This window comes from Pseudomonas sp. LBUM1664 (genome assembly GCF_059695895.1).
Genome location: NZ_CP166791.1, coordinates 2322251 through 2347495, shown reverse-complemented (window position 1 = coordinate 2347495; position 25245 = coordinate 2322251). Strand labels below are relative to the sequence as shown.

The following is a 25245-nucleotide window of genomic DNA, read 5'->3' as shown; positions in this document are numbered from 1 at the left end:
ATGAAAATGGATCCGAGCCTTTGGTCGAGAAGACCGTCGAAACTAGCCCAACAATGCGTGCTTGAGCACTGAATCGGTCGTGATTTGATAGTGGTTCGAGAGCAACTCGCACGCCAGGTCGATGTCTTTCGCCAGCGCTGCATCCATCAATTGACGGTGTTCGTGGGGCACATCACGTACGGCACTTTCAACGTAGTGCATCGATAGAAACCGATAGCGCGAGGTCTGGTCGCGCAGGGACGAGCACAGGCGCAGCAGTGTTGGAGAATGGCAGCTGGAGATCAGCGCCTGATGGAACACCTCGTGAGCATTTTCCCATTCCGGTTTTAGCAGCCGCTCAGGTCCTTCGACAATGGTCAGGCGATCCATCCGGTGGTGCGCGGCAAGGACGCGGCTCTCCCACTCTACATCGCCCTGGCGAATTGAATCGGCCAACGCCTTGCATTCAATGTGCAATCGAGCGGCAGTGATGTCGGCGATTTCTGCTGCAGAGATCCGGCCGACGCTAAAACCTTTCTGATCGGCCGCGCAGACAAAGCCACTGCTAGCCAAGCGCGACAACGCTTCGCGCAAAGGAATCACCCCCACCTCGTAGGCTTCAGCCAACTCCTTAAGGCGCAGTCGACTGCCTGGGGCCAATTGGCCATTGATGATGTCCTGGCGAATCCGGGCTTCCAGCTGCGAGGCCATGGTGCGCTTTTCAGTGGGTTCGGCCGGTTGCCAGTTAATCAGTGGGGAATTCACGTTCAACTCCATTTTTTGCTTATCTGCACGAATCATACACAGAATGGATAATTTCTCACATTCACAAAAATATATATTTTTCTGTTGACGGCATATTTTTTTGACTTTAGCTTTGGGGTCACGCAGTCGGTAATCCCCCTTCACTGCCGACGCTCATTCAAACCAACAAGAGAAACCTGCCATGCGTTACGTCCACTTCCTCAATCAAGGTCAACCTGTCCTGGGTGTCGTCAATGCCGAAGGCGTGCGCGTACTGGGTTGTGAATCTCTTGAGTCGCTGCTGGCACGAGGCGTCGACCTGACCACTTACGGTGCCGACGCCAAAGGTGAGTTGGTAACCATCGACGAAAATGCTTACCTGCCGCTCATGCAGCGTCCGACCAAAATTGTCTGTGTGGGTTTGAACTATGCCGACCACACCAAAGAGTCCCCTTACGCTCAGCCGAGCTACCCGACCCTGTTCCCCCGCTTTAACTCGAGCCTGACGGCCCATAACAAACCGCTGATTCGTCCACGCATCTCCGACACCCTCGACTATGAGGGTGAAATGGCGGTGGTTTTGAAAAGCGGTGGCCGTCACATCAAGAAGGAGGATGCACTCAATCACGTCGCCGGTTACGCGCTGTTCAACGAAGGTTCGGTACGTGACTACCAATTCATCTCGCCCCAATGGACCGTCGGCAAAAACTTCGATAATACCGGCGCGTTTGGTCCGGTCCTCGTGACGGCAGATGAGTTGCCAGCGGGAGGTAAAGGTTTGCTGCTTGAGACGCGTGTGAACGGCAAGGTCGTCCAATCGGCCAACACCAACGACATGCTGTTCGACGTGGCGACTATTATTTCTACGCTGAGTGAAGCCGTGACGCTGGAAGCCGGGGACGTAATTGTCAGCGGTACCCCGGCCGGCGTGGGTTTTGGCATGAATCCAAAGGTCTATCTGAAAGCGGGTGATGTGGTCGAAGTGTCGATCGAGGGCATCGGCAAACTGGTCAACCCGGTTGTCGACGAAGTCTGATAACGAACAGGCTTCAACTCGACGCAGGGCCGCCCCCGCCCCTGCGTCACCACAACAAAAATAATCAAATGGTGGCAATCATGAGCGTGTCGCATGGTGTGCATTCAATCGATCATTACGCGCTGAACGTTCCGTCCCTGGACGAAGCCTGGCAGTTTTTCGACAGTTTTGGCCTTGACGTTCAACGTGAACCTAATCAGCTCCTCTTGCGAGCAACCGACGGCCATGTCTGGGCCAAAGTCTTCCCTGCCGCCTCCAAGTCGCTCGCTTATCTGAGTTTTAACTGCTACGAGCAGGATTACGCAGCCTTGCGCCAGCAGATCGAAGCCGCGGGGGGACGTTTTGAAGACCGTCCCGAAGCCGGAATCTGGTTCCGCGACCCGGACGGCAACCTACTGCAGGTAAAGGTCGGCGATAAAACCATGCCCGACCAAAAATCAGCTTCTCACAAAAGCACTACTGCGCCCGACAGCCGCGGTGCGACGACCCGCGATGCCATGGCGAAGGTGCACCCTCGTCGCCTATCACATGTCATGTTGTTCACCCCAGACGTACTGGGTGCATTGGATTTTTACGGACAGGCCCTGGGCCTGAAGCTCTCCGACAAGTCGTTGGATCTTATCGCCTTCAGTCACGCTCCCCACGGTTGCGACCATCATCTGGTGGCGTTCGCCAAGAGCAGCGCCAAGGGCTGGCATCACGCCGCATGGGAAGTCGACAGCATCGATGAAGTCGGCACGGGTGCTTCGCAAATGGCCGCGGCGGGACACGCAAAAGGCTGGGGTATCGGCCGTCACTGCCTGGGCTCCAACTACTTCCACTACGTACAGGATCCGTGGGGTTCGTTCTGCGAATACTCGGCAGACATAGATTACATTTGCGAAGGCAGCCAATGGCCGGCCGGCGATTACCCGACAGAAAATTCTCTGTACCTATGGGGCCCGGACGTGCCGAGCAACTTCATTTTCAATACCGAAGCGGATACCCCTGCCCCCGCCTGAGGTGCACAGCCGCAGAGTGTTTAAACAACCTGAAGACGCCTGAACTGCGCGAGCCTCCTGTCTTGCGCAACAGGCCCGGCTATGCCCGGAAATCATTGCGAAGTACACGAGGCACAGATCATGAATCAGCAAACCACAGTCGATGTAGCCATCGCCGGTTACGGTCCTGTAGGCCAGACCCTGGCCATTCTGTTAGGCCAGATGGGGTACTCGGTCGCCGTGTTCGAACGCTGGCCACAGCTTTACCTGCTCCCACGTGCAGTATTTTACGATCATGAGATTCGCCGAATATTTCTCGCCATGGGCCTTGGCGAAGAACTCGCGAAAATCTCCCAGCCATCGGCACGCTACCAGTGGTTCAACGCGGACTGGAAAGTCCTGGTAGAGATCGATTGGTCGGCTGAATCCATCAGCGATGGACCGTTCGGTTATCTGTTCAACCAGCCGTTATTGGAAGCGGCCCTGGACCGCAAGGCAAAAAGCATTGGGAACGTGCAGATCCATCAGGGCTGGGAAGCTACAGCACTGAATCAGGATGCCGATGGTTGTGACATGGTCCTCAATCGGGTCATTCGCGAAGACGGCAAGTTCTCACTCGGTCAAGAGCAGCAAAGTGTCCGCGCTCGCTACGTGATCGGAGCCGACGGCGCCAACAGTTTCGTGCGCCGGTCGTTGGGCGTTGAGTGGCAGGATTTGGGCTTTCAGGAAGACTGGCTGGTGGTCGATTTGCAGCCTAAACCCGGTGTGCAACTGGATGTGCCGGACATCGGTCAGTGGTGCAACCCCAAGCGCCCCACCACCATGGTTCCTGGTGGCCCCGGTTATCGCCGCTGGGAATTCATGCGCCTGCCTCACGAAACCATCGAAGACTTGCAGGACACCGACAAGGTCTGGTCACTGCTGTCGCGCTGGGTCACGCCAGACACCGCTGACCTGGTGCGCCACGCGGTCTATCAGTTCCGCTCGCGCATTGCCTCGAACTGGCACTGCGGTCGAGTGATGTTGGCCGGTGATGCGGCCCATGTGATGCCACCGTTCATGGGGCAAGGCATGTGCTCGGGGATACGGGATGCATGGAATTTGTCCTGGCGCCTGGATTTGCTGTTGCGCGGTTTAGCTGACGACTCCTTGTTGGACAGCTACACACCGGAGCGCAAACCGCAGATCCGCGCCGTGATCGAAGCATCCATGGCCATGGGCAAAGTCGTCTGCGTGTCCGATCCAGTCAAGGCGGCCGAGCGCGACGCAGCGTACTTGAGCGGCAACGTTGCGCCAGTGCCACCGTTCCCGGGTTTAACCGATGGTCTACTGCAGAAGGATGGCCCAATACGCGGCATGCTCGGGGTCCACGGGTCGATCGAAATGGATGGCAAGGTCAGTCGCTACGACGATGTCATCGGGCGCGGCTTCCACTTGGTGGTGATAGGCGATCAGGACCCTATGGCAGTGCTCGCCCCTGAGCAATTGGCGTTCCTCCACGACTTCGACTTTAAAGTCGTTCGACTCGCAGAATCGGCGGACCGCGCCAAGGGCATTTACCGAGACGTCTCCGGTAAATACTTGCAGTTCATGTCTGAGGCCGGTCTCAAAGCGCTCATCGTGCGACCCGATTATTACTGCTATGGCGCAGTCGCAGAGCTGTCTGCCCTGCCCAAACTGCTCAATTCACTGCGCGAGCAGCTACAAAAAAGCCACCACCAAAACCTCGCCACCGACAGCGCTAAGACTTGCCGCGCTTGACGCTGGAGGCATGAGGGCACGGACGCCCCGCCGTTAGAAATCTGCCAACAATAACAAGAGACAGATCATGAAAAACATCAAAGTGAAAACGCTTGGTGCGGTTTTGGCCGCCTTCGCAACGCTCAATACCCACGCCGCCGAGCCCCCTGAAACGGGTGAAGGCTCGCTGTTTCGTAGCCTGTTTGGTGACACGCTGGAGAAGGATTACGGGATTCAGGTCTCCGGTCTGTTCGACATTGGATACTCTCGTAACAATCGATCAACACACGATGAGCGCCAAGACGGTTTGAGCAATTTGCCGCTGGTGGGGCTAGCGGATGAAGGCTTGGAATGGGGCGGCCTGCACCTGTTCGTCGACAAGGCCCTCAAGGGTGACATGGTGCCACGTGTCACGCCGCTGCCCGGCCCTGCGCCGAGCGAAGCATCCTTCGGTTTCACCTTCGAAATGAACTACGGCCGTAACGCTCAATTCGCCGGCACCCAAGGTTGGGACGCGCATTGGGGCGTCAATTCACCGGGCGATGATGATTCGACCAAGGCTAAGCGCAACAAACAGAAATTCCTTGCTGTTCCCAATATCGCCGCGATGGCCTACTTGCCCTACGGCCCTGGAGTGACGGCCATGGCCGGGGTGTTCGGCCCGGCGATCGGTTACGAGATCCCACCCAACGTCCGAGCCGCGCGCAACACCTTTGCCAGCAAGACCTACGCCTTTGTCAGCGAGCCCGGCACCGTGGCCGGGGGCTTGCTGGGTACACGGTTGTACAACGGCGAATCATCGATTCTGGGCACGGAAATGGGGCTGGTTCAAGGCTGGAACAATCTACGGGACAACAACGACAAGAAGTCACTGATAGGCGCTTTGCGTTGGCGTACCGCAGATATGCAGACCTGGATCGACTATGAATTTATCCTCGGCGATGAACAAAACGACAGCTACAGCGACGTGCAGTCACCGACCTCGCGCCTGGTATCGCCAAACAACCAGTTCAAACAACAGCACTCACTCAACGGCTGGCATCGCTTCGACTCGAACTGGTCGATGGGCGCAGAAGTCGTCTACGGCCACCAGGACGGGGATGGCAAAGCCACGACTGTCGACGTCATCAACGGCCCTGGTTTCGACGGGGCTCATTGGTGGGGGGCCAACGCAGTGCTCACCTATCAGCAGCGCCCGGACCTTGCCTACTCAGTGCGGGCCGAACATTTCGCCGACCCCGATGGTTTCATTTTGCTGCCGACGTCCACCGCTCGCGGCAACTTCAACGCCCTCACTGTCGGCCTGCGGTACGACCTGAACAAGTACATCTCGCTACGTCCTGAAGTGCGCTACGACGCGTTCGATGGCAATGCCGACGATCACCCGTTCGGTTCCGGTCGTGACCGCACGCAGTTGACCGGCCTGGTTGAAGCGTTGGTCTATTTCTAAAACCCCAGGCGGCCGGGTACTCCTACGGTCGTCACACCTAAACTCCATCCGAGTAACAACCATGAATAACAATAACCACGCGTGGGATGTGCGCTACGAGTTTAAAGCCGTATCCCTGCTGGCCCTGGGCTTCGGGCTGGTGGGCCTGGACCGCTTCATCATCCTGCCGCTGTTCCCGGTGATGATGAAAGACCTCGGCTTGAATTATCAGGACCTGGGCAACGTGACGGCGATCCTGGGCTTGGCCTGGGGGATCTCTTCAATCTTCATGGGCAGGCTTTCCGATCGAATCGGTCGACGCAAAGTGCTGATTCCAGCGGTGCTGGTGTTCTCACTGCTTGCAGGCCTTTCCGGTCTGGCGACCGGCATTGGTGGGTTAATGTTGATCCGGGCGATTATGGGCATCTCCGAAGGCGCCTTCACGCCAACCGCGCTGGCGGCTACCGCCGAGTCGTCTCATCCGCGTCGCCGGGGCATGAACATTGGCATCCAGCAGGCGTTTTTCCCCATCCTGGGGCTTGGCCTTGCGCCCATTCTCGCCACACAACTGTTGCTCGTCGTGCCATCGTGGCGCTGGGTGTTCGTCATCGTTTCGCTGCCAGGCTTCTTGCTGGCATTGGCGATGTACCGTTATCTACGGGAAACGCGCGAAGTCACGCCGGAAAAAACCGAAACCCATACTGCAGTGGATCACCCACGCTGGCTGGATGCCTTGCGCTATCGCAACGTACTGCTGAACATCGTCGGAATGTTCTGCATGCTGACCTGCCTGTTCGTGATCAGCGTGATGATGCCCAACTACCTGATGGACCATTTGCACCTTGAAGTGCAGCAGATGGGCTTCGTCATGTCGGCTATCGGACTGGGTGGTTTTCTCGGGCAATTGATCATGCCTGCCGTGTCAGACCGTATCGGTCGTAAACCTGTGGTGCTCATATCGTTCGTCGCCACCGGCGTGTTTCTTTGGTTGCTGATAGGTACCGGCGCCGAACCGATAAAGTTGTTCGCACTGCTGTTTCTGACGATTTTTTTCAACTTCAGCATGATTTGCATGACGGTCGGGCCACTCACCAGTGAATCCGTTCCAGGCGCTCTGACGTCGACAGCTACCGGGTTGGTGGTGGGCATCGGTGAGATTTTTGGCGGCGGTGTCGCTCCCGCTATCGCGGGTTACATCGCACAGCATCACGGCATCGAAAACACCCTGTACCTGGCACTCGGTGCGGTGCTGGTGGGGTTGTTGGTCGCGACCTGCCTACGGGAAACGGCACCGGCCAGAGTGGCCGCACCTGTAGTCCCAGGAATAGACCGCGTGTAAAAACTCACTGCAAAGCGGACTGGGTCAGCCCAGTCCGCACGCTATCAGGGATGGTGAAGCTTGAATTCCTGGCTCAGACCGCCATAGCCATACGCGCTGGCCCTGCAATCGATGACATGGATGTTTGAGTGTGGATGCAGATTGCCGATTTCCTCGGCCAATAGCGCGAAAGCCTCATGCTGGAAGCGCGCTTTCTGCGCTTTGGTATTCGTCTCATCAGTGATGGTGACTTCCAGGCGAAACGAGTTGCGACCCAGCTCTGACAGCGAGCGGCTGTTGATGAACCACAACTCATGGGGTACGAACTGCACCATGACCATGGTTTGGTCAGGGCGTTTTTCCAGTACATCACAGGTGAGTGCGGTGAGCTGAGGGACGATGCTCTGGACGAGCGCCGTGTCCGGCGGGCCAGAAATTTTGAGGGTGATACCCGGCATGTTGGATTCCTTTGCAGAACGTAGATGTCTGGTTCAGATTAGGAAGTTGATTAAGTCCTGAAAAGCCGGAAGATACGATTACATCTATCGGAAAAACAGCAGGATAAACATGCGCCCCTTCGACCTTGAGCTGTTGCAGTCCTTCGTGGTTGCTATGGAGTCGGGCAGCCTTTCAGCAGCCGCGCCCAAAGTGTGCCGTTCACAATCGGCATTAAGCGAGCAACTGCGCAAACTGGAGGCCTTCGCCGGGGTGACGTTGTTGGAGCGCGGGAAAAAAGGCGTGTGGCCAACGCCGGCTGGCGAACGCTTATTAGTGCATGCACACGAAATGCTGGCCTTGAGTGATCGCGCGCTTGAAGACGTGCGCGGCGTGACCTTTACCGGTGAGTTGCGACTCGCCATTACCGACTACTTTCTGCCGAGCTCGATTGCCGAGCTGCTGAAGAAACTGCGCATGCGCTACCCACGCCTTCGCCTGCATGTGTCGGTGCGCAAGAGTATGCAAATCGAAAGTGGCGCGGATTCAGGCGATTTCGATATCGGCCTTTCAATGCGAATTCTCGACGGGCGCAGCCTTTGCAAGGGCATACCGGTTCGACGAGAGGCGTTGCATTGGGTCTCGGTCATGGGGTTCGAGCCTGAGAAAGAGGAAAACTCCCCACTGCCACTTTTGGTCCTGCCCCAGGGATGCAGCCTGCAACGCTTCACCAGAGAGACGCTGGAGGCCCACGACGTGCCTTATGTGGTTGCTCATTCCGCGTCCGGCGTTGCGGGGCTGCAATCAGCCCTGATGGCCGGGCTGGGCGTGGCTTGTTTGAATGCATCCGCTGTACCGATGGGGGCAGAGGTCTGCCGCTCAGCGTCCCTTTTACCGGCATTGCCGGATGTTGAGTTCAGTCTGTTACCCCCTCGTCCTGGCGAATCTCAGCTGGTGGGCGCCGTACGGGAAATGCTTGCCGGTCAGTTCTGTTAACCGGTTGTTATTAAAAGTACTTCTAACAATAGGTATTAACTTTTTCCAATCGCGGCCGATGGACTACTGATAGAAACCCGGGAGCGAGACAAATGAGAAATAATCAACCCGTCACACAGCGCGAGATTGCACTCGCTCCTCAGCAAAAACTCATCTCTACAACAGATGCCCGAGGCGTGATCACTTATTGCAATGACGCCTTCGTTGAGATCAGCGGCTTTGATAAAGCCGATCTGATTGGCGCTCCGCAAAACATCGTTCGCCATCCCGACGTGCCCCCGGCTGTTTTTGCCCATATGTGGGCTGCGCTCAAGCAGGGCCAACCGTGGATGGGTATCGTCAAGAACCGCTCCAGAAACGGCGATCATTATTGGGTCAATGCGTACGTCACAGCGATATATGAAGGTAACCAGGTCGTTGGCTTTGAGTCGGTCAGAGTCAAACCGACGGCGGATCAGATCCGCCGGGCTGAATCCCTCTATAAGCGCATCAGTCAGGGAAAACCGGCCATTCCCCGCCGGGACACCTGGCAACCGGCCCTGGTGAATGGCCTGCCTTACCTCGCAATGGGGCTGACGGGCACCGTGAGCGGACTGTTCTTGAGCACGCCGTTGGCAGTTGCAGTGACCGTAGGTGTAGCCGCGTCTATCGGCCTGCTTTCCTCGCGCTGGCGAAATCAAGGAGCCCTGCGCTTGTTGCAACAGGTTGAACCCTCGACTTCTGATTCATTGATCGCGCAGATGTACAGCGATGAAAGCGGCCCCCAGGCTCGCCTGGAGACCGCCTTCCTCAGCCAGAACGCACGTCTCAAGACTTGCCTGACGCGCCTGCAGGATACTGCCGAACAACTCAGCGCACTGGCCAGACAATCCGACCTGTTGGCCACTGAGAGTTCAAAAGGTCTTGATCGCCAGCGCGTCGAAACCGAGCAGGTATCGGCTGCGGTCAACCAGATGGCCGCAACCACTCAAGAAGTCGCCAGCCATGTCCAGCGCACCGCAGATGCCACTCAGCAAGCCAATTTGCTGACCGGGCGTGGTCGCGATGTGGCCCGAGACACCCGCGAATCCATTGAACGCCTTTCCGCCGTCGTCGGGGAGACAGGTCAGACGGTTGCGCAACTGGCCAAGGACAGCAACGAAATCGGCACCGTCGTTGACGTGATCAAAGGCATCGCCGACCAGACCAACTTGCTCGCACTCAATGCCGCCATTGAAGCAGCGCGCGCCGGCGACATGGGCCGGGGCTTCGCCGTGGTAGCCGATGAGGTTCGTCAACTGGCACAACGCACCTCGCAATCCACCACTCAGATTCATACGCTGATCACCAAGCTCCAGGCATCGTCCAACAACGCCGTGCAAAGCATGGAGAGCGGCTACCGTCAGGCTGAAGAAGGCGTAGCCTGGGTACTTGAGGCCGATAAGGCCTTGGTGGGCATCAGCGAAGCGGTCTCTCACATCACCAACATGACCACCCAGATTGCTGCCGCCACTGAAGAGCAAACCGCCGTCGCCGAGGAGATCAGCCGCAACATCGTCACCATCGCTCACCTGGCCGATCAAACGTCGGAACAGGCCCACCAATCTACGAACCTGAGCAAAGAATTGGCCAAAACCGCGTCGACCCAGTACTCATTGGTCGAGCGATTTAATCGATGATCAGCTGAAGTCTATGGGTTCTCGTTGAAGCTGCCCAACGACTTTTTCAGACAGTAGAACAGGCACGCAGCTCAACCGCTGCCGAGCAAATCCTTAAGCTTGGCAGCCGCCGCGCTTCCCTCGGGTGGCTCATCCTGCCAGCAACACAATACCCGCTCCCGCCGAGGCAAGGCCGACAACACGAATCAGCCATGCAGCCCCCCTTGGTGCCCAACGCGCCAGCGCATAGCCTGCCGCATGAAGAGCCGACGTGGCGGCAACGAATCCGATGGCATAACCCGCCGGGCTGCTCATTTCCGGTAACTCAAGGCCATGGGCGATACCATGAGCCAGGCCGAACAGTCCGGTGATCGCGATGGACAAGGCCACGGGCGGACGTGCCACGACAGCTATCAACAAGCCAAACGCGAGCACAGAAGCAGCAATGCTGGTTTCCAAATAGGGCACGGCAAACCCATCGAAACCCAACAGTCCACCCAGCAACATGCAACCGACGAAGGTCATTGGCAGCATCCAACGCGCACTGCCCTTTTGCTGAGCAGCCCAAAGCCCTACCGCAAACATCGCCAGCAGGTGATCGACTCCCGTCAGAGGATGGGCCACACCGGCCAACAACCCCGACCCGTCATGCCCGGGATGGGCAAATGCCAATACCGGCAGCACACACAACACCACGCCAAGAGACAGCCGTATAGATCGAGTCAACAGCATGGAACGCTCCTTGATTCTGATGAAGGCAAGGCGCCGACGATCAAGTCGCCAGCGCCCCGAAAGGATTCCTTCAAACCCGCGGCGGTTTAGGGAATGCACCACGAGCCTGCTCATAGGCCTGGGCCACCCGCAGCGCCAAGGCATCCTGGAAACGCGGCGCGACAATCATCATCGCCACCGGCAAGCCGTCGGCCAGACCCGCCGGAATCGAGGTTGCCGGGTGTCCCGTGAGGTCGAACGGTGCGGTATTGGTGAGCATGTTCAGCGCGCTGTGGACGTACTCCTCGATGGGCGCGTCCGCCGGGGTCAGCTTCGTCGCCACGAACGGCATGGTCGGCATCACCAGCACGTCGAAATCCTTGAAGGCCTCGTCGTATTGACGCGTCAGCTCCGGCACCAGCATCCGTGCCTTGGCGTAGTAAGCGCCGTGCAGGTTTTTCAGGCTGTAATGGCCCGTCAACGCCACAGCCTTGACGCTGCTGGACAATGCATCGGCGTGCTCGCGGCGCTTGGTACCGAAGTAGCTCATGATGGCCGGGTCGTAATAACCGTCGACGTTCATGCCATAGCCGTTGCCCTGCAGCATCTGATACGCCGCGCCATCGGTGGCAATTACGTTCCACATGTCCAGCGCTACACCCGAATGCCATGGCGCGCTGGCTTCGCCCACCGTGGCGCCGAGACTTTCCAATTGCGCGACTGCCGCCTTGACCATCGCATCCACTTGCTCTTCGGAGACACCGGGGATCGCAAAACCTTCGCGCAGCAGACCGATTCTCAGACCCGCCACGCCTTGATCCAGGGTCGCAACGCAAGCGACTGCCAAAGGGTTTTTCTGCCGCGAATCAAGGCCATCGGCACCAGCGATGACATCGAGCATGAGTGCCACATCGCGCACGTTGTTGGCCATCGGGCCGACATGGTCGATGGTCCGTTCGATGGGGAAAGCCCCCGTGTAAGGCACCAGGCCGTAGGTGGGTTTGTGTCCGACGATCCCGCTCCAAGCCGAAGGCATTCGAATCGAACCGCCCTGATCACCGCCAATCGCCATGTCTACTTCTTCAAGCACCACCAGCACCGCGCTGCCGCTGGATGAGCCGCCGGCATTACGCGTCAGGTCCCAAGGGTTTTTCACCGGGCCACTGGCGCTGGTGAAACTAGCGCCGGAAAAGCACAGATCCTCGCAGACCGACTTACCCACCACCGTCGCCCCAGCCGCCAGCAGGCGTTTGACCACGGTGGCATCCTCTGATGGAACATAGCCGTCCAGACTCAGAGAGCCGTTGGCCATCGGCACCCCGGCGACGGAAACGTTATCCTTGATAACCACCGTCCTGCCGGCCAAAGGCCCTTGTGCTGCCCCGGCGATGTGGGTCTTCACATACCAGGCGCCGTACAGGTTCTCGGCGTCCGGCGCTTTGCTGTATTCGCGGGTTGGCGGTTGCTGCGCCACCGTTGCGGCGTAAAGCTTGTCGATGGCTTCGTAGGAGCCAAGGGTTTCGTCCGCCAGGTTGAGGAAGGACGTCATCTGGCTGTCGCTCAGGTGATAACCGTGGTCTTGGGCGGCGATCAGGAAGTCGGCTTTGCTTGGGCGTTTTACGGACATTGGTGTTCTCCAGATATCAGTTAAGAGCTGCCCGAAATAAGGCAGTCATTGACTCGAACCGGCTGCGCTCATGGGCAGGTTGCGGCTCGCTCCGGAGGACTCCGTTGTCCACGCCGGTCGCCACGCGGTGATCCATACCTGCCGAGTTAGGGCGTATGGCAAACCTCCGCGCAGAAGAGGGTCAGGCCCGTTGGGCCGACACTCAGGAACAGGCTTGTTGAAATAACTCGTGGGCTTTGACCAGCGCCTCGGCGATCTTTTCCACGGGTTCGCGTTTGGCCATCGCCTGATCGCGCAAGGCGTTGTAGGCGTCGATTTCCGACATTCCCTTGGTTTCGATCAGGATGATTTTGGCCTGCTGTACGGTGCGCATCACCGCCATGCGGCCTTCCAGGCGCTTGACGTGTTTCTCCCGTTCCCGGGCCTTTCGCGACTGACTCAGGGTCAGCGCCAGCGCCGTGAGCAGGCCGAAAGACCGCACCGGCGAAGGGATCACCGAACAGGCATTGAGCTGCACCAGCGCCTCGACAATAATCGGGTTTTCGTAGGCGATCACCGGAATGATCGGAGGCGTGCTCGCATGCAGCAACCAAGGGATGTTGGTCGACAGACTTTCCGGCGAAACCGCCAGCACGATGACGTCGGCCTCGGTATTGAGACGCTCCGGGATCGGCCACTGCACGCGCACCTGACAGCCGATGCGCTGCAACTGCGCGATCAGATTGCGACCATCGTCATCGTCCGGATGCACCACCAGCACGCTGATGTCGCGCAGGTCCTTGATGCTGGCGGTACTGTCGTTGCGTTGGCGCTTTTTTGCCGCGCGCAGGGTCATAGCGGCCTCCCGGCGGAACTCGACCAGTCATTCAAGCGCGGTGCGATGGCATAGGGATCGGGTTTGAGGGCGCTTTGGCTCTCATAGAGAATGTCGAACTGCCCCTCGGCGTTGGCCCGGCCAATCCGGGAAAAAAGATACGTATGATGGTTGTGCGCATCCACTCGCACACGTCCCTGAGGCGCCTCGAACTCCAGACCACGCATGGCCTGCCGCACCTCGTCCACCTCGGTGCTGCCTGCGCTGACAATGGCCTTGGCCAGTAAGTGCACCTGGAAATACGCCGCCTCCCAGCAACGGTCGGTGACTTGCTCCTGCCCGAACAGCTCGCGGTACTGGGCGATGCACTGACGGTTGAACGGTGTGTCCACCGACTGAAAATAGGTCGCTGCCGAAATGTGCCCGACCCCCAAATGAACCCCCATCTGCTTGATGTCGGTTTCACTGGTGGTCAGACTGGCGATCGGCATGATGGCCGGATCAAAACCGGCGTCGGCGTAGGCCTGATACAAGTGCGCCATCGTCTCCCCCACTACGGTGGAGAAGATGAAGGAGGGTTTGAGTTCCTTTGCCTTGACCATGAGTTTGGCGAAATCTTCCGGCCGGGCGTTCTTCAGCGGCAGGTAGTACTCGCCCAGTTTGGTGCCGCCCCGCTCGTACAGCAGATCGCTCATCAACCGGTTGGTTTCGTAGGGATAAACGTATTCGGAGCCGATCATCAAAACCCGGTTGCCGAAGTTATCCAGCATGTAATTACCCAGTGGCACAGCGTTGTGGTTGGGCGTGGCACCGGTGTAGATGATGTTGCGCGAGTATTCAAAACCTTCGTAATACACCGGATACAGCAACAGCGCGTCATAGCGCTCCACGATCGGCAGCGCGGCCTTGCGCGCGGCGGAGGTGTAGCAGCCGAAGAAAAACCGCAGGTTCTCCTCGCGAATCAGCGACTCGATGTGCATGGCATACAACGCAGGGGTCGAATCGGGATTGCGCGTGATCAACTCCAGAAGCCGCCCCCCCACGCCACCTGCGGCGTTAATCTGCTGAATGGCGAATTGCGCGCCGCGCATTGTCGAGCCCTCGGCGGCAGCGGTGACACCGGTATCGGAAAAAAGACCGCCTATGCGGATCGCCTGGTCAACCATGCCTATTAACCTTGTTCAACGTGAGATGAGACGCCTGGCATCCGTCAGGGTCTGCAATTGTGCAAAGAGTCAGTGAGCGAAAGGCCGTCGGCTCGACGGTTGCTCTCAGGCGGCTTGTGCCTGAAGCTGGCGCGACAACGCTGTCGGGCCAGTCATGCGAGGGACCTTCCACACCTGCCGGAAATGGGCGTGTGACAAGGGACCCTGCGGGGGTATTGCTTTGCTGTCATGCAGATTACGGGCCACTCGCCATACAGCCGTGCGACGACTGAGTCGGCCAAGGCATCCACCCGCGACCATGGCTTAAATCCGCTAAAACCCACTGCGCCAGATCTTCACGCTTTTGGTGCGCATGCCCTGCTCTCGCGCCAAACCGGCGCAGCTTCGATCCAGCGTGCAATTAATGCAGGGAACACTGTTTCAGTGTCCTGCGAACGCTGGATTTCGCCAGCGTCGGCAATTGGCACCACCCTTGCAAATACACTCTTGAGACATCGCGCCAGCTGTTTGCCCTACGCCCCTTGGCAGGTAGGGAAACACCTCGCGTACGACTGGATCGGACACAGTAGTCCCGCCAGATTCGGCACAAGAAGCCTGACCTCCCGATTATTGATTTAACCGGGACGTTGGGCTTTTTTTATTCCTGGGGAGAAATGAGATGCACAACGACAAGCGCCGTTTGATCAAGCATGCCCTGTTGCTGGGGGCCTTTAGCCTGTTGCCGTTTTCCCTGGTCAGCCAGGTACAGGCTGCGGACACCGTGAAAGTGGGGATCATCCATTCCCTGACCGGGACCATGGCCATGAGCGAAGCATCAGTGGTGGATGCGGAAAAGCTGGCCATCGACGAAATCAACGCCAGCGGTGGCGTGCTCGGCAAGACCATCGAACCGATTGTCGAAGATGGCGCCAGCGACTGGCCGACCTTCGCCGAGAAAGCCCGCAAACTGCTGGAAAACGACCATGTGGCTGCTACTTTTGGCGCCTATACATCGGCGTCACGCAAAGCCGTATTGCCGGTGTTCGAACGTGACAAGGGCCTGCTCTACTACCCGACCTTCTACGAAGGTCTGGAAAAATCCCCGGCCATCATCTACACCGGCGCCGAAGCCTCGCAGCAAACCCTGGCCGCCATCAGTTGGTTGATGGCCAACAAGGGCAAGAGCGTCTATCTGGTGGGCTCGGACTACATCTGGCCGCGCACCACCAACAAGCTCGCCCGGGCCTCGGTGACCAAGCAAGGCGGTTCGATTGTCGGTGAGGATTACCTGCCGCTGGGTAGCATTGAATTCTCCTCGGTGATCAACAAAATCAGGGCGGCCAAGCCCGATATCGTCCTGTCGACCATCGTTGGCGGCTCCAACGTGGCGTTCTACAAACAGCTCAAGGCTGCGGGCATCGACAGCAGCAACCAAACCTTGATGGCGTTGGCTGTCACCGAAGAAGAAGTCACCGGCATCGGCGCAGAAAACCTCACTGGTTTCCTGACCTGCATGAGCTACTTCCAAAGCCTGAAAAACCCGGTCAACGAGAAGTTCGTCGCTGCCTTCAAGGCCCGCTATGGCGACAAGCGCGTGGTCGGCGACCCGATGGCAGCCGCGTATACAGCGGTTTACCTGTGGAAGAAAGCGGTGGAGAAAGCCGGCAGTTTCGAGGTTCCAGCCGTAATTGCCGCGTCCTCCGAGCTGACCCTCGATGCGCCTGAAGGCGAGATCAAGGTGCACAAGGATAACCACCACCTGTGGAAACGTGCGCGCATCGGCACCATCAACGCCCAGGGCCAGGTCGACGTGATCTACGAGTCCGCACCGATCGAACCCAATCCATTTCCAAAACTGTAATGCAGGGTCGGGCGCGACTCGCTTCGCGCCCTTGTCCACCAACATGCCCCTCCACTTGGCCCGCCAATGTGCAGCGACAGGTAGCGACTAAATGACTTTCGATATTCTGGTAATGCAGGTCTTCAGCGGCTTCTCGCTGTTCTCGGTGCTGGTACTGATGGCGATGGGACTGACCATCGCCTTTGGCCTGATGGGCGTGATCAACATGGCTCACGGCGAATTGATGGCGATGGGTTCGTACATGACCTACGTCACTTCGCTGGTGTTTCAGCGTTATTGCCCCGAGTTGATGGGCTGGTATTTCATTGTCGGCATCGGCGTCGCCTTCGTGGTGACGTTTGCCTTCGGTTTCCTGCTCGAACGCTGCTTCATTCGCTTCATGTACAACCGACCACTGGATACGTTGCTGGCGACCTGGGGCCTGTCACTGGTGCTGCAGCAAGTGTTTCGTCAAGTGTTTGGCCCCAAGGAAGTCAGCGTGCCAACCGTGCAGTGGCTACAAGGCGCCTGGAAAATCAGCGAAGGATTGGAGTTGCCGCTCAACAGGATTTTCATCATCGGCCTGACCTTCATCATCGCCGGTGCCGTGTTCCTGTTTCTCTACCGCAGCCGCTGGGGCCTGCGCATTCGCGCCGTGACCCAGAACCGGGCAATGGCCGGCGCTGCCGGGATCAACACCGCTCGCGTGGATGCCGTGACGTTCGCGCTGGGCTGCGGCCTGGCTGGAATCGCCGGCAGCTCCTTCACCATGCTGGCCTCGACCGGCCCCGTGAGTGGCCAGCAGTACCTGGTGGATACCTTCATCGTCGTGGTGTTCGGTGGCGTCGAGAGTCTGCTCGGGACTTTCCTTTCAGCCTTCGCCATCGGCCAGACGCAGATTTCGCTGGAGTACCTGACCACCGGATCCATGGCCAAGGCCATCACCCTGATGGTGGTGATCGTGTTGCTGTTCTTCCGCCCCAACGGCCTGTTTGCCGCGAAAGTGAGACGCTGAGATGAATGACATGACTGAAAAGCCCCCGACCCGGTCGCCGGCCCCGGCCCGCGTTCAGCGCTGGCTCAGCGATGGCTGGTTGCCGATGATCGAACGTCACAGCCTGAGCTGGCTGTCGATCCTGTTACTGATTGTGCTGCCCTTGAGCCTCGGTGACTTTCGCTTGGGGCTGGCCGGTAAATACCTGAGCCTGGCGTTCTGCGCCCTGGGCATGGTGCTCATCTGGGGCTATGGCGGGATTCTCAGCCTCGGCCAGGGCATCTTCTTTGGCTTGGGCAGCTACATGATGGCGATGTACCTGAAGCTGGAAGCCACCGCCACCGATGAAGCCGCCAGCGCGCTGGCAGCCTTCTATGGCTCGGCCCTGCCGGACTTCATGATCTGGAACAGCGTCGAAGCCCTGCCGTGGTGGTGGAAACCGTTCGAGTCGGCGACCTTCACCATCGCCGCAATCCTCATCATCCCGACGCTGCTGGCCTTCCTGCTCAGCTACGCCTACTTCAAGAAGCGCGTCGGCGGTGTCTACTTCTCGATCATCACCCTGTCCCTGGCGGCGATCATGTCGATCATGATCATCGGCCAACAAGGCTATACCGGAGGCGTCAACGGCCTGACCGATTTCAAAACCGCTTTCGGCCTGAGCCTGCAAACTCCGCAGACGCCGTGGATTCTGTATCTGATCACCACGCTGTTACTGCTCGCCTGCGTGGCGCTGTGCGGTTTCATCCTGCGCAGCCGCTTGGGCAAAGTGATCGTCGCCATCCGCGATCGCGAAGACCGGGTGCGCTTTTCTGGATACAACACAGCGCTGTTCAAGGCCTTCATCTTCGCCGTCGCGGCGCTGATTTCCGCTTTGGGTGGGGTGATGTTCACGCTGCAGGTAGGCCTCGCTTCGCCCTCTCTCGTGGGAATCATCCCTTCCACCGAAATCGTCATCTACGCCGCACTTGGCGGGCGTCTTTCGCTGGTCGGCGCGGTGTACGGCACATTGCTGATCGGCGTGGCGAAAACCTATCTGTCGGAAAACTTCGTCAATTTCTGGCAGTACTTCATCGGCTTCCTGTTCATGGGCGTCGTGCTGTTCCTGCCGTCGGGTCTTGCAGGACTACTGCAACGCCTGAGCAAAAAGGAGGTGCAGTCATGAGCGCGATGTTACTGAGTGTCGAGGACCTGACCGTTTCCTTCGACGGTTTCAAAGCGGTGGACAGCCTCAACTTCTACGTCGAGGAAAACCAGGTGCACGTGGTAATCGGTCCCAACGGCGCCGGCAAGACCACCCTGCTCGACATGATCTGCGGCAAGACCCGACCCAGCGCCGGCAGTATCCGTTTCAAGGATCTGCAACTGGCCAACATGATCGAGTATCAAATCACTCGAGCAGGCGTCGGCCGCAAATTCCAAAACCCTTCGGTCTACGAAGACTTGACCGTGCGCGAAAACCTGGACATTTCATCGCCCGACAAACGCGGCATTTTCAACTGCCTGTTCGCCCGCAAGGACATGGCCCTTCAGGCAGAAATCGAACAGACCGCCGAAATGATTTTCTTGCACGATCAGTTGGGCCTCAAGGCCGGACTGCTGTCCCATGGCCAGAAGCAGTGGCTGGAGATCGGCATGCTGCTGATGCAACGCCCCGAGCTGCTGTTGCTCGACGAGCCGGTGGCAGGCATGAGCGCGGGAGAACGGGAGAAGACCGCCGGCCTGCTCAAGCGCATCGCCAAGGGCCGGGCCATGGTGATCATCGAGCATGATATGCAATTCGTTAAATCGGTCGCCGACAAGGTCACCGTTCTGCATCAGGGCAAGACCCTGGCCTACGGCTCGATGGATCAGGTGCAAAACGATCCTCGCGTCATCGACGTCTACCTGGGGCACTGAGCATGCTGACCGTCAATAATCTCAACGTGTACTACGGCGACAGCCATGTGCTACGCAACCTCGACCTGAATCTGGCAGCCGCCGAGTCTCTGGCGATCATGGGGCGCAACGGCATGGGCAAGACCACGCTGCTCAAAAGCCTGGTGGGCATGCTGCCAGCGCGAAGTGGCAGCATCAAACTGGCGGGCGAAGAACTGACCGCACGCAAGAGCTATGACCGCGTCGCCGCCGGGGTCGGCTTCGTGCCCCAGGGGCGAATGATCTTCCCTTACCTGAGCGTTGAAGAAAACATCCTCACCGGGATGCAGGGCGTAGCGGCTGCCCCCATCCCCGACTACATCTACGAGTATTTTCCTGTGCTATTTGAAATGCGTCGGCGCAAGGGCGGCAACCTTTCCGGCGGGCAGCAGCAACAGCTGGCGATCGCTCGGGCGCTGGTTTCCAACCCCAAGGTATTGATCCTCGACGAACCCACCGAAGGCATCCAGCCGTCGATCATCAAGGACATCGCCCGGGCGCTGAACCTGCTGAAGAAAGAGCGTGGTTTCTCGTTGATCGTCTCCGAACAAGTGCTGTCGTTCGCCATGGCAGTGGCCGACCGCTACCTGATCATCGAAAAAGGCGAGTTCGTTCACAGCGAGGTCCGCGAGACCGTCGACCGCGAGCGCATCCTGCGCTACCTGACCATCTGAATCCTTCACAGGAGACAACGCCATGTTGATACTCGACCGCATTGTCGGCCAGGCCAGTGACCCTGAGCTCGCTGACCGCCTGCATGACTTGAACCACACCGGTCAGGTCGAGACTTTGAGTCTTTCGGCCAGCGACATTCAGCGTCATCGCCTGCGCCTGGCCAGTGACCGCGGCACTGATTGCGCCATTCGCCTGGAGCGCCATCAGCAACTGCGCAACGGCTCGGTACTGATGCTCGACGGCCAGCGCGCCATCGTTGTGCAAATGCAGGATCAACAATATCTGGAGCTGCAACCGCGTGATGCTGCCGCGGCACTGGAACTGGGTTACTTCGCCGGCAACATGCACTGGAAAGTGCGCTTTGCCGGGGACATATTGCAGATCCCACTCAACGGGCCCGAAGCCGACTATCTGGAGCGCCTGGCACCGATGTTGGCGAGCGGCCAGGTCTCACGCTCATGAGTGTGCTGGGCAGCAGCCTGCTGGCCTTGCAACAAGCCGACAGCTTCTTTCCGGGTGGCGCGGTCGCCTGGTCCTGGGGGCTGGAGACGCTGGTTGCCGATGGCCGTCTGGGCGCAGTCGAGGCAATACCCGTCAGGCGTCGTCAACGTGGGGTACATCGGGATCGCAGCGTGCAGATGCGCGGATTCGTCGAAGGCCAGTTGCGCCACCGCTGGGCCAGTTTCGACCGAGCTTTTTTGTTCGCTGCCTGGCACGCCGCCGAAGACGTTCAGGCGCTGCTGGAGCTTGACTCGCAGATCGAGGCATTCACGCTGGCCGAAGAACTGCGCCAAGGCTCACGCCGCATCGGTCTGTCGCTGCTGGACGTGCACGTTGCGTTGGGTACACCGGGCGCCGAGTCGTATCAACGCTACGTGCTGGCCGGCGAAACGCCTGGTCATCTACCCGTGGTGCAAGGTCTGCTCTGGCAACGCCTGGGGATGGATTGCGATCACTGTCAGCTCGCTGCCGCCCACGGACTGTGCACCGGACTTGTCAGCGCTGCCGTTCGCCTGGGTGTCATGGGCCACATCGACGCGCAAAGGGTACTCACTGACATCCAGCCGTTACTGCTGGAATTGCTGGCCAATGCGCCCCCAGGACTCAATGACGTTAGCAGTTTCACGCCCATGGCCGAGATCGCGGTGATGCGCCATGAGACTCAGGATCTTCGACTTTTCGCCAATTAAGGCGACGGGCCAGGGCCTGCCGCCGACACAGGAGCTTGAACATGCTGCTGACCCCTACCGAGCTTGAGCGGCTGACGCTGTACACCGCCGCCGAGCTGTCACGCAAACGGCGCGCCAAAGGTCTGCGCCTGAACTTTCCGGAAGCCTCGGCCCTGATCGCCGACGAAATTCTCGAAGGTGCTCGCGAAGGACGCAGCGTCGCGCAGCTGATCGGTTTCGGCTCGACGATCCTCAATACCGACGACGTCATGCCAGGCGTTGCCGAGTTGCTGCCAGTGCTGCAGGTAGAAGGTACCTTCCCGGACGGCACCAAACTGGTCACGGTGCATCAACCTATCCGCCCTGGCCGGTTACCGCTGGCCACGATGCCCACGCCCGGAGAAATAATCGTTGCACCGGGCGATATTCAACTGAACAGCGGCCGCCCCACCGCCACACTTCGGGCGGTCAATACGGGTGATCGTCCGGTACAGATCGGCAGCCACTATCACTTTTTCGAGGTCAACAAAGCCCTGGATTTCCCTCGCGAAATAGCCTTCGGCATGCACCTCGATATTCCAGCGGGAACAGCTGTGCGTTTCGAGCCCGGCGAACTGCGCGAAGTGCAGTTGGTGCAATTTGGCGGCAGCGGCGACATCCAGGGTTTCAGCGGTTTGACTAATGGCAACCTGCACGATCCGGCCTGCAAGGCAGCGGCCCTGGAACGCGCACGTGCCCAACACTTCAAGGGGGCCTGAACCATGGCAACGATGACACGCAAGGAATACGCCGCGATGTACGGCCCTACCGTCGGCGATGCCGTGCGCCTGGGCGACACCTCGCTGCTGGCCGAAGTCGAATTCGACCATTCAGTACCCGGCGATGAATGCCTGCACGGAGGGGGCAAAACCCTGCGCGACGGCATGGGCCTGATGCCCGGCCATGACAGCAATGACGGAGCGCTGGACATGTTGATCTGCAATGCGCTGATCATCGATCCGGTGATCGGTATCGTCAAAGGCGACCTCGGCATTAAGGACGGCAAAATCATCGCTATCGGCAAGGCCGGCAATCCGCAGGTCATGGACGGCGTGCACCCGCAACTGATCTGCGGCGTGGCAACCACGGTACGTGACGCCGAAGGGATGATCGTCACCCCCGGTGGTATCGATGTGCATGTGCATTTCGACTCGGCGCAGCTGTGCGAGCACGCGCTGGCAGCTGGGTTGACCACGCTGATCGGCGGCTCCCTCGGCCCGATTACCGTGGGTATCGACTGCGGCGGCGAATGGAACGTGGGCAAGATGCTGCAAGCCTGCGAAGCCTGGCCGATCAACTTTGGCTTCCTCGGACGGGGCAACTCCAGTAAGCCCGAATCGCTGCTCGGACAGCTGCGTGGGGGCTGCCTGGGCTTGAAGATTCACGAAGACTGGGGCGCCATGCCGGCAGTGATCGACACTTGCCTGAAAGTCGCCGACGAATATGACTTCCAGGTGCAACTGCACACCGACACGCTCAATGAATCAGGGTTTCTCGAAGATACCCTGGCGGCGATTGGCGACCGAACCATTCACATGTATCACACCGAGGGTGCAGGCGGAGGACACGCCCCGGACATCATCAGCGTGGCCGGTAAATCCAACTGCATCCCCTCCTCCACCAACCCGACAAACCCCTACACCGTGAACACGTTCGACGAGCATCTGGACATGATCATGGTCTGTCATCACCTCAATCCGGACGTGCCGGAAGACGTCGCCTTCGCCGAATCACGGGTGCGTCCGCAAACCATCGCCGCCGAAGACATTCTCCACGACACCGGGGCGATCTCGATTCTGGGCTCCGACAGCCAGGGCATGGGGCGCATCAACGAGGTGATCTGTCGCACCTGGCAACTGGCGTCGAAAATGAAGGAGCAACGCGGCCGCCTGCCAGAGGAAAGTACCGCGCTGGGTGATAACGAGCGGATCAAGCGCTACATCGCCAAATACACGATCAATGCAGCACGGGTGTTCGGCATCGACCGTTATATCGGTTCTCTGGAGCCGGGCAAGATCGCCGACCTGGTCTTCTGGCGGCCGGCCTTTTTCGGCATCAAGCCGGAACTGGTCGTCAAAGGCGGCTTCATCGTGCATGGGGTGATGGGCGACTCGGCCGCGTCGCTCTACACCTGCGAGCCATTGGTGATGCGCCCGCAATGGGGCGCGTTCGGCGAGGCCAAACAGGCGCTGTCGGTGAACTTCGTCAACCGCCTGGCCGTGGAGGCTGGCACTGCTGCAAAGCTGGGCCTGAAAAAAGCCCTGCTGCCAGCCATCGGTACCCGCACTCTGCGCAAATCCGACATGTTGCACAACGACGCCTGCCCAGAAATTCGCGTCGACCCCCAGACTTTTGATGTTTACGCCGATGGCGAGCGCCTGACCTGTGAGCCGGTCAGCGAAGTGCCGTTGGCCCAGCGCTACATGCTGCGCTGACCCCTATTTGCCTGATGGAGCCCGATGATGAACACGCCGCTCAATGCAATGCCCGTGGCCGATCTACAACCCCACCCCGGCGCCGCACGCGTGGGCATCGGCGGCCCGGTCGGTTCTGGCAAGACCCGACTATTGGAGCAACTGATTCCACGTTTCATTGCCCGCGGCACCGAACTGGCGGTGATCACCAACGACCTGGCCACCCGCGAAGACGCCGAGCGGGTTCGGCGTAGCGGCCTGATCGATCCGCAACGGGTTCGTGCGGTGGAAACCGGCGCTTGCCCGCATACGGCTATCCGCGAAGACCCGACCCTGAATCTGCAAATGGCGAACGAGCTGGAAGCGCGTTTCGAAAACCTCGATCTGGTGCTGATCGAGTCCGGTGGCGATAACCTGGCCTCGACCTTTTCCCTCGACCTGGTGGACTACTGGATCTTCGTCATCGATGTCGCAGGGGGCGACGACATCCCACGCAAACGCGGTCCGGGGGTATTGAGCTGCGACCTGTTGGTGGTCAACAAATACGATTTGGCGCCCTATGTAGGTGTCGATCTGCTGCGGATGCGTCGCGAGTCCGACGAGGCGCGCAACGGCAAACCGGTGCTGTTCACCAATTGCGCCACGGGCGAAGGCGTCGACGCGGTCGTCGAAGCCATCAGCCGCGCCGTGCTGTTCGACCGACCATGAACGCGCCACAAGAGTTGTTTCCTCCCCTGACTGAAACCGTGCAGCCACAGGCGCGGATTACCTTCAGCCAGACCCAGGCCGGCATCAGTTACATTGGCGCTCAGCAGGTGGGTTATCCGTTTCATCTGGGGCGCACGCTGAAGCTGCCGGATGACCCGCCAGGCATGGCCGCGGTGTATCTACAATCCTGTTCAGGGGGAATTTTCGCTGGAGAAAACCTGCATGTGCAGCTGCATGCCGAACCCGGCAGCCAGGTGCACCTCAGCACCGGCGCCGCGACCGTCGCCCACAGCATGCTGGAGCAACCCGCGCGACAGGTTGTCAGTTTGGTCGCCGAAATCGACGCTTTGCTGGAATACCTGCCGATGGCGACGATTCTGTTCCCCCAGGCAAAACTGCACAGCCAAGTGAAGGTGACCCTGCATCCAGGAGCCAGGGTGATGCTTTGCGATGCATTCTGTCTGCACGCGCCCCAGGGAAACGATGGCGTGTTCGACTTCTATCGTGCGGACCTTGAGGTGCGCAGCCCTGGCGGACAGCTGTTGGCCGCAGATCGCCTGGCCCTGACCGGACGCGACATGCGCCGACAATTGCCAGGCGTCAGTGAGCATATGCAAGCGCTGGCAACTTTTATGCTGGTGGGACAAACCCTGCCTGTCGACGAGCTGAAACGGATACTGCGCAACGCCCTGTGCGTCCTCCCCGCCTGCTACCTTGGCATCAGCGCACTACCCAATGATTGCGGGGTTAGCGTGCGCATCATGACCGTCGACACGGTGGCACTGCGCGCCGCGCAGCACACTGCGTGGGCATGCGTGCGCGAACACTTGACCGGCGTAGCACCACGCATGCGTCGTAAATAGGGGTTGGCTAGGTCATTGCTGGGTTCAGAAGATGC

Annotated in this window: 24 protein-coding genes; 18 read left to right on the top strand and 6 right to left on the bottom strand. The window is 59.1% G+C overall.

Annotation, left to right across the window (positions count from 1 at the left end; all coding sequences use genetic code 11):
* Nucleotides 1-42: 42 nt before the first annotated feature.
* Entirely contained in the window at nucleotides 43-744 is a 702-nt protein-coding gene (locus ACA047_RS11075) for a GntR family transcriptional regulator (protein ID WP_497359226.1), read from the bottom strand.
* A 181-nt stretch (nucleotides 745-925) separates the two neighbouring features.
* Between ACA047_RS11075 and ACA047_RS11070 the strand changes: the two genes are divergently transcribed.
* The 5 genes from ACA047_RS11070 to ACA047_RS11050 all read left to right on the top strand — a co-directional run bounded on the left by ACA047_RS11070 (nucleotide 926) and on the right by ACA047_RS11050 (nucleotide 7247).
* Entirely contained in the window at nucleotides 926-1759 is an 834-nt protein-coding gene (locus ACA047_RS11070) for a fumarylacetoacetate hydrolase family protein (protein WP_497359225.1), read from the top strand.
* A gap of 80 nt (nucleotides 1760-1839) precedes the next feature.
* On the top strand, nucleotides 1840-2760 hold the full coding sequence (locus ACA047_RS11065; protein ID WP_497359224.1) for a VOC family protein: 921 nt from the start codon (nucleotides 1840-1842) through the stop codon (nucleotides 2758-2760).
* 120 nt (nucleotides 2761-2880) lie between these two features.
* Nucleotides 2881-4500 carry a bifunctional 3-(3-hydroxy-phenyl)propionate/3-hydroxycinnamic acid hydroxylase MhpA gene (gene mhpA, locus ACA047_RS11060; RefSeq protein WP_497359223.1) on the top strand — a complete coding sequence of 540 codons (1620 nt, stop codon included), beginning with the start codon at nucleotides 2881-2883 and terminating at the stop codon, nucleotides 4498-4500.
* 67 nt (nucleotides 4501-4567) lie between these two features.
* Entirely contained in the window at nucleotides 4568-5929 is a 1362-nt protein-coding gene (locus tag ACA047_RS11055; RefSeq protein ID WP_497359222.1) for an outer membrane beta-barrel protein, read from the top strand.
* A 61-nt stretch (nucleotides 5930-5990) separates the two neighbouring features.
* Nucleotides 5991-7247, top strand: a complete 1257-nt coding sequence (locus ACA047_RS11050; RefSeq protein ID WP_497359221.1) for an MFS transporter — start codon at nucleotides 5991-5993, stop codon at nucleotides 7245-7247.
* A 44-nt stretch (nucleotides 7248-7291) separates the two neighbouring features.
* Here the strand turns inward: ACA047_RS11050 and ACA047_RS11045 are convergent, their stop codons facing one another.
* The gene (locus ACA047_RS11045; RefSeq protein WP_497359220.1) at nucleotides 7292-7684 is read right to left on the bottom strand and encodes a tautomerase family protein; all 393 of its coding nucleotides are present in this window, start codon (nucleotides 7682-7684) and stop codon (nucleotides 7292-7294) included.
* A 109-nt stretch (nucleotides 7685-7793) separates the two neighbouring features.
* Between ACA047_RS11045 and ACA047_RS11040 the strand changes: the two genes are divergently transcribed.
* Together ACA047_RS11040 and ACA047_RS11035 are read left to right on the top strand one after the other, a co-directional pair.
* Complete coding sequence (locus ACA047_RS11040) at nucleotides 7794-8657, top strand: LysR family transcriptional regulator (RefSeq protein ID WP_497359219.1); 864 nt, start codon at nucleotides 7794-7796, stop codon at nucleotides 8655-8657.
* Nucleotides 8658-8749: 92 nt separating this feature from the next.
* Entirely contained in the window at nucleotides 8750-10315 is a 1566-nt protein-coding gene (locus tag ACA047_RS11035) for a methyl-accepting chemotaxis protein (RefSeq protein ID WP_497359218.1), read from the top strand.
* A gap of 129 nt (nucleotides 10316-10444) precedes the next feature.
* On the opposite strand, the gene ACA047_RS11030 is transcribed toward ACA047_RS11035, so the two are convergent.
* The 4 genes from ACA047_RS11030 to ACA047_RS11015 form a co-directional block, all read right to left on the bottom strand.
* Entirely contained in the window at nucleotides 10445-11026 is a 582-nt protein-coding gene (locus ACA047_RS11030; protein ID WP_497359217.1) for a HupE/UreJ family protein, read from the bottom strand.
* A gap of 70 nt (nucleotides 11027-11096) precedes the next feature.
* Entirely contained in the window at nucleotides 11097-12632 is a 1536-nt protein-coding gene (locus ACA047_RS11025; protein ID WP_497359216.1) for an amidase, read from the bottom strand.
* A 202-nt stretch (nucleotides 12633-12834) separates the two neighbouring features.
* On the bottom strand, nucleotides 12835-13467 hold the full coding sequence (locus tag ACA047_RS11020; protein ID WP_497359215.1) for an ANTAR domain-containing response regulator: 633 nt from the start codon (nucleotides 13465-13467) through the stop codon (nucleotides 12835-12837).
* Entirely contained in the window at nucleotides 13464-14612 is a 1149-nt protein-coding gene (locus tag ACA047_RS11015) for a transporter substrate-binding domain-containing protein (protein WP_497359214.1), read from the bottom strand. Before ACA047_RS11015 ends, ACA047_RS11020 begins: the two co-directional genes overlap by 4 nt.
* A 658-nt stretch (nucleotides 14613-15270) precedes the next feature.
* Between ACA047_RS11015 and urtA the strand changes: the two genes are divergently transcribed.
* The 11 genes from urtA to ACA047_RS10960 all read left to right on the top strand — a co-directional run bounded on the left by urtA (nucleotide 15271) and on the right by ACA047_RS10960 (nucleotide 25210).
* Nucleotides 15271-16452 carry an urea ABC transporter substrate-binding protein gene (urtA, locus tag ACA047_RS11010; protein ID WP_497359213.1) on the top strand — a complete coding sequence of 394 codons (1182 nt, stop codon included), beginning with the start codon at nucleotides 15271-15273 and terminating at the stop codon, nucleotides 16450-16452.
* Between the two features lie 91 nt (nucleotides 16453-16543).
* The gene (urtB, locus tag ACA047_RS11005; RefSeq protein ID WP_497359212.1) at nucleotides 16544-17446 is read left to right on the top strand and encodes an urea ABC transporter permease subunit UrtB; all 903 of its coding nucleotides are present in this window, start codon (nucleotides 16544-16546) and stop codon (nucleotides 17444-17446) included.
* A gap of 1 nt (nucleotide 17447) precedes the next feature.
* Nucleotides 17448-18590 (top strand): urea ABC transporter permease subunit UrtC, encoded by a 1143-nt coding sequence (urtC, locus tag ACA047_RS11000; protein WP_497359211.1) that lies wholly within the window; start codon nucleotides 17448-17450, stop codon nucleotides 18588-18590.
* Nucleotides 18587-19324: an urea ABC transporter ATP-binding protein UrtD gene (gene urtD / locus ACA047_RS10995; protein ID WP_497359210.1), complete on the top strand. Its 738-nt coding sequence runs from the start codon at nucleotides 18587-18589 to the stop codon at nucleotides 19322-19324. The genes urtC and urtD overlap by 4 nt, the downstream gene beginning before the upstream one ends.
* A gap of 2 nt (nucleotides 19325-19326) precedes the next feature.
* Complete coding sequence (urtE, locus tag ACA047_RS10990) at nucleotides 19327-20016, top strand: urea ABC transporter ATP-binding subunit UrtE (protein WP_497359209.1); 690 nt, start codon at nucleotides 19327-19329, stop codon at nucleotides 20014-20016.
* A 22-nt stretch (nucleotides 20017-20038) separates the two neighbouring features.
* Nucleotides 20039-20479 carry an urease accessory protein UreE gene (ureE, locus tag ACA047_RS10985; protein WP_497359208.1) on the top strand — a complete coding sequence of 147 codons (441 nt, stop codon included), beginning with the start codon at nucleotides 20039-20041 and terminating at the stop codon, nucleotides 20477-20479.
* Complete coding sequence (locus ACA047_RS10980; RefSeq protein WP_497359207.1) at nucleotides 20476-21207, top strand: urease accessory protein UreF; 732 nt, start codon at nucleotides 20476-20478, stop codon at nucleotides 21205-21207. Before ureE ends, ACA047_RS10980 begins: the two co-directional genes overlap by 4 nt.
* 41 nt (nucleotides 21208-21248) lie before the next feature.
* Nucleotides 21249-21944, top strand: coding sequence for an urease subunit beta (locus ACA047_RS10975; protein ID WP_497359206.1), 696 nt, complete (start codon nucleotides 21249-21251; stop codon nucleotides 21942-21944).
* 3 nt (nucleotides 21945-21947) lie between these two features.
* Nucleotides 21948-23660, top strand: coding sequence for an urease subunit alpha (gene ureC / locus ACA047_RS10970; protein WP_497359205.1), 1713 nt, complete (start codon nucleotides 21948-21950; stop codon nucleotides 23658-23660).
* Nucleotides 23661-23687: 27 nt separating this feature from the next.
* Nucleotides 23688-24347: an urease accessory protein UreG gene (ureG, locus tag ACA047_RS10965; protein WP_497359204.1), complete on the top strand. Its 660-nt coding sequence runs from the start codon at nucleotides 23688-23690 to the stop codon at nucleotides 24345-24347.
* Nucleotides 24344-25210 carry an urease accessory protein UreD gene (locus tag ACA047_RS10960; RefSeq protein WP_497359203.1) on the top strand — a complete coding sequence of 289 codons (867 nt, stop codon included), beginning with the start codon at nucleotides 24344-24346 and terminating at the stop codon, nucleotides 25208-25210. Before ureG ends, ACA047_RS10960 begins: the two co-directional genes overlap by 4 nt.
* Nucleotides 25211-25245: the final 35 nt, after the last annotated feature.

Bases quoted from the DNA above. Each gene is read 5' to 3' on its own strand.
- ACA047_RS11015 (WP_497359214.1), bottom strand. From the start codon at position 14,612: ATGGTTGACCAGGCGATCCGCATAGGCGGTCTTTTTTCCGATACCGGT.
- ACA047_RS11055 (WP_497359222.1), top strand. From the start codon at position 4,568: ATGAAAAACATCAAAGTGAAAACGCTTGGTGCGGTTTTGGCCGCCTTC.
- urtC (WP_497359211.1), top strand. From the start codon at position 17,448: ATGAATGACATGACTGAAAAGCCCCCGACCCGGTCGCCGGCCCCGGCC.
- ACA047_RS11020 (WP_497359215.1), bottom strand. From the start codon at position 13,467: ATGACCCTGCGCGCGGCAAAAAAGCGCCAACGCAACGACAGTACCGCC.
- urtB (WP_497359212.1), top strand. From the start codon at position 16,544: ATGACTTTCGATATTCTGGTAATGCAGGTCTTCAGCGGCTTCTCGCTG.
- urtE (WP_497359209.1), top strand. From the start codon at position 19,327: ATGCTGACCGTCAATAATCTCAACGTGTACTACGGCGACAGCCATGTG.
- ACA047_RS11050 (WP_497359221.1), top strand. From the start codon at position 5,991: ATGAATAACAATAACCACGCGTGGGATGTGCGCTACGAGTTTAAAGCC.
- urtA (WP_497359213.1), top strand. From the start codon at position 15,271: ATGCACAACGACAAGCGCCGTTTGATCAAGCATGCCCTGTTGCTGGGG.
- ACA047_RS11070 (WP_497359225.1), top strand. From the start codon at position 926: ATGCGTTACGTCCACTTCCTCAATCAAGGTCAACCTGTCCTGGGTGTC.
- ureG (WP_497359204.1), top strand. From the start codon at position 23,688: ATGAACACGCCGCTCAATGCAATGCCCGTGGCCGATCTACAACCCCAC.
- ACA047_RS11030 (WP_497359217.1), bottom strand. From the start codon at position 11,026: ATGCTGTTGACTCGATCTATACGGCTGTCTCTTGGCGTGGTGTTGTGT.
- ACA047_RS10980 (WP_497359207.1), top strand. From the start codon at position 20,476: ATGAGTGTGCTGGGCAGCAGCCTGCTGGCCTTGCAACAAGCCGACAGC.
- urtD (WP_497359210.1), top strand. From the start codon at position 18,587: ATGAGCGCGATGTTACTGAGTGTCGAGGACCTGACCGTTTCCTTCGAC.
- ACA047_RS10975 (WP_497359206.1), top strand. From the start codon at position 21,249: ATGCTGCTGACCCCTACCGAGCTTGAGCGGCTGACGCTGTACACCGCC.
- ureC (WP_497359205.1), top strand. From the start codon at position 21,948: ATGGCAACGATGACACGCAAGGAATACGCCGCGATGTACGGCCCTACC.
- ACA047_RS11045 (WP_497359220.1), bottom strand. From the start codon at position 7,684: ATGCCGGGTATCACCCTCAAAATTTCTGGCCCGCCGGACACGGCGCTC.
- mhpA (WP_497359223.1), top strand. From the start codon at position 2,881: ATGAATCAGCAAACCACAGTCGATGTAGCCATCGCCGGTTACGGTCCT.
- ACA047_RS10960 (WP_497359203.1), top strand. From the start codon at position 24,344: ATGAACGCGCCACAAGAGTTGTTTCCTCCCCTGACTGAAACCGTGCAG.
- ACA047_RS11035 (WP_497359218.1), top strand. From the start codon at position 8,750: ATGAGAAATAATCAACCCGTCACACAGCGCGAGATTGCACTCGCTCCT.
- ACA047_RS11025 (WP_497359216.1), bottom strand. From the start codon at position 12,632: ATGTCCGTAAAACGCCCAAGCAAAGCCGACTTCCTGATCGCCGCCCAA.
- ACA047_RS11040 (WP_497359219.1), top strand. From the start codon at position 7,794: ATGCGCCCCTTCGACCTTGAGCTGTTGCAGTCCTTCGTGGTTGCTATG.
- ACA047_RS11065 (WP_497359224.1), top strand. From the start codon at position 1,840: ATGAGCGTGTCGCATGGTGTGCATTCAATCGATCATTACGCGCTGAAC.
- ureE (WP_497359208.1), top strand. From the start codon at position 20,039: ATGTTGATACTCGACCGCATTGTCGGCCAGGCCAGTGACCCTGAGCTC.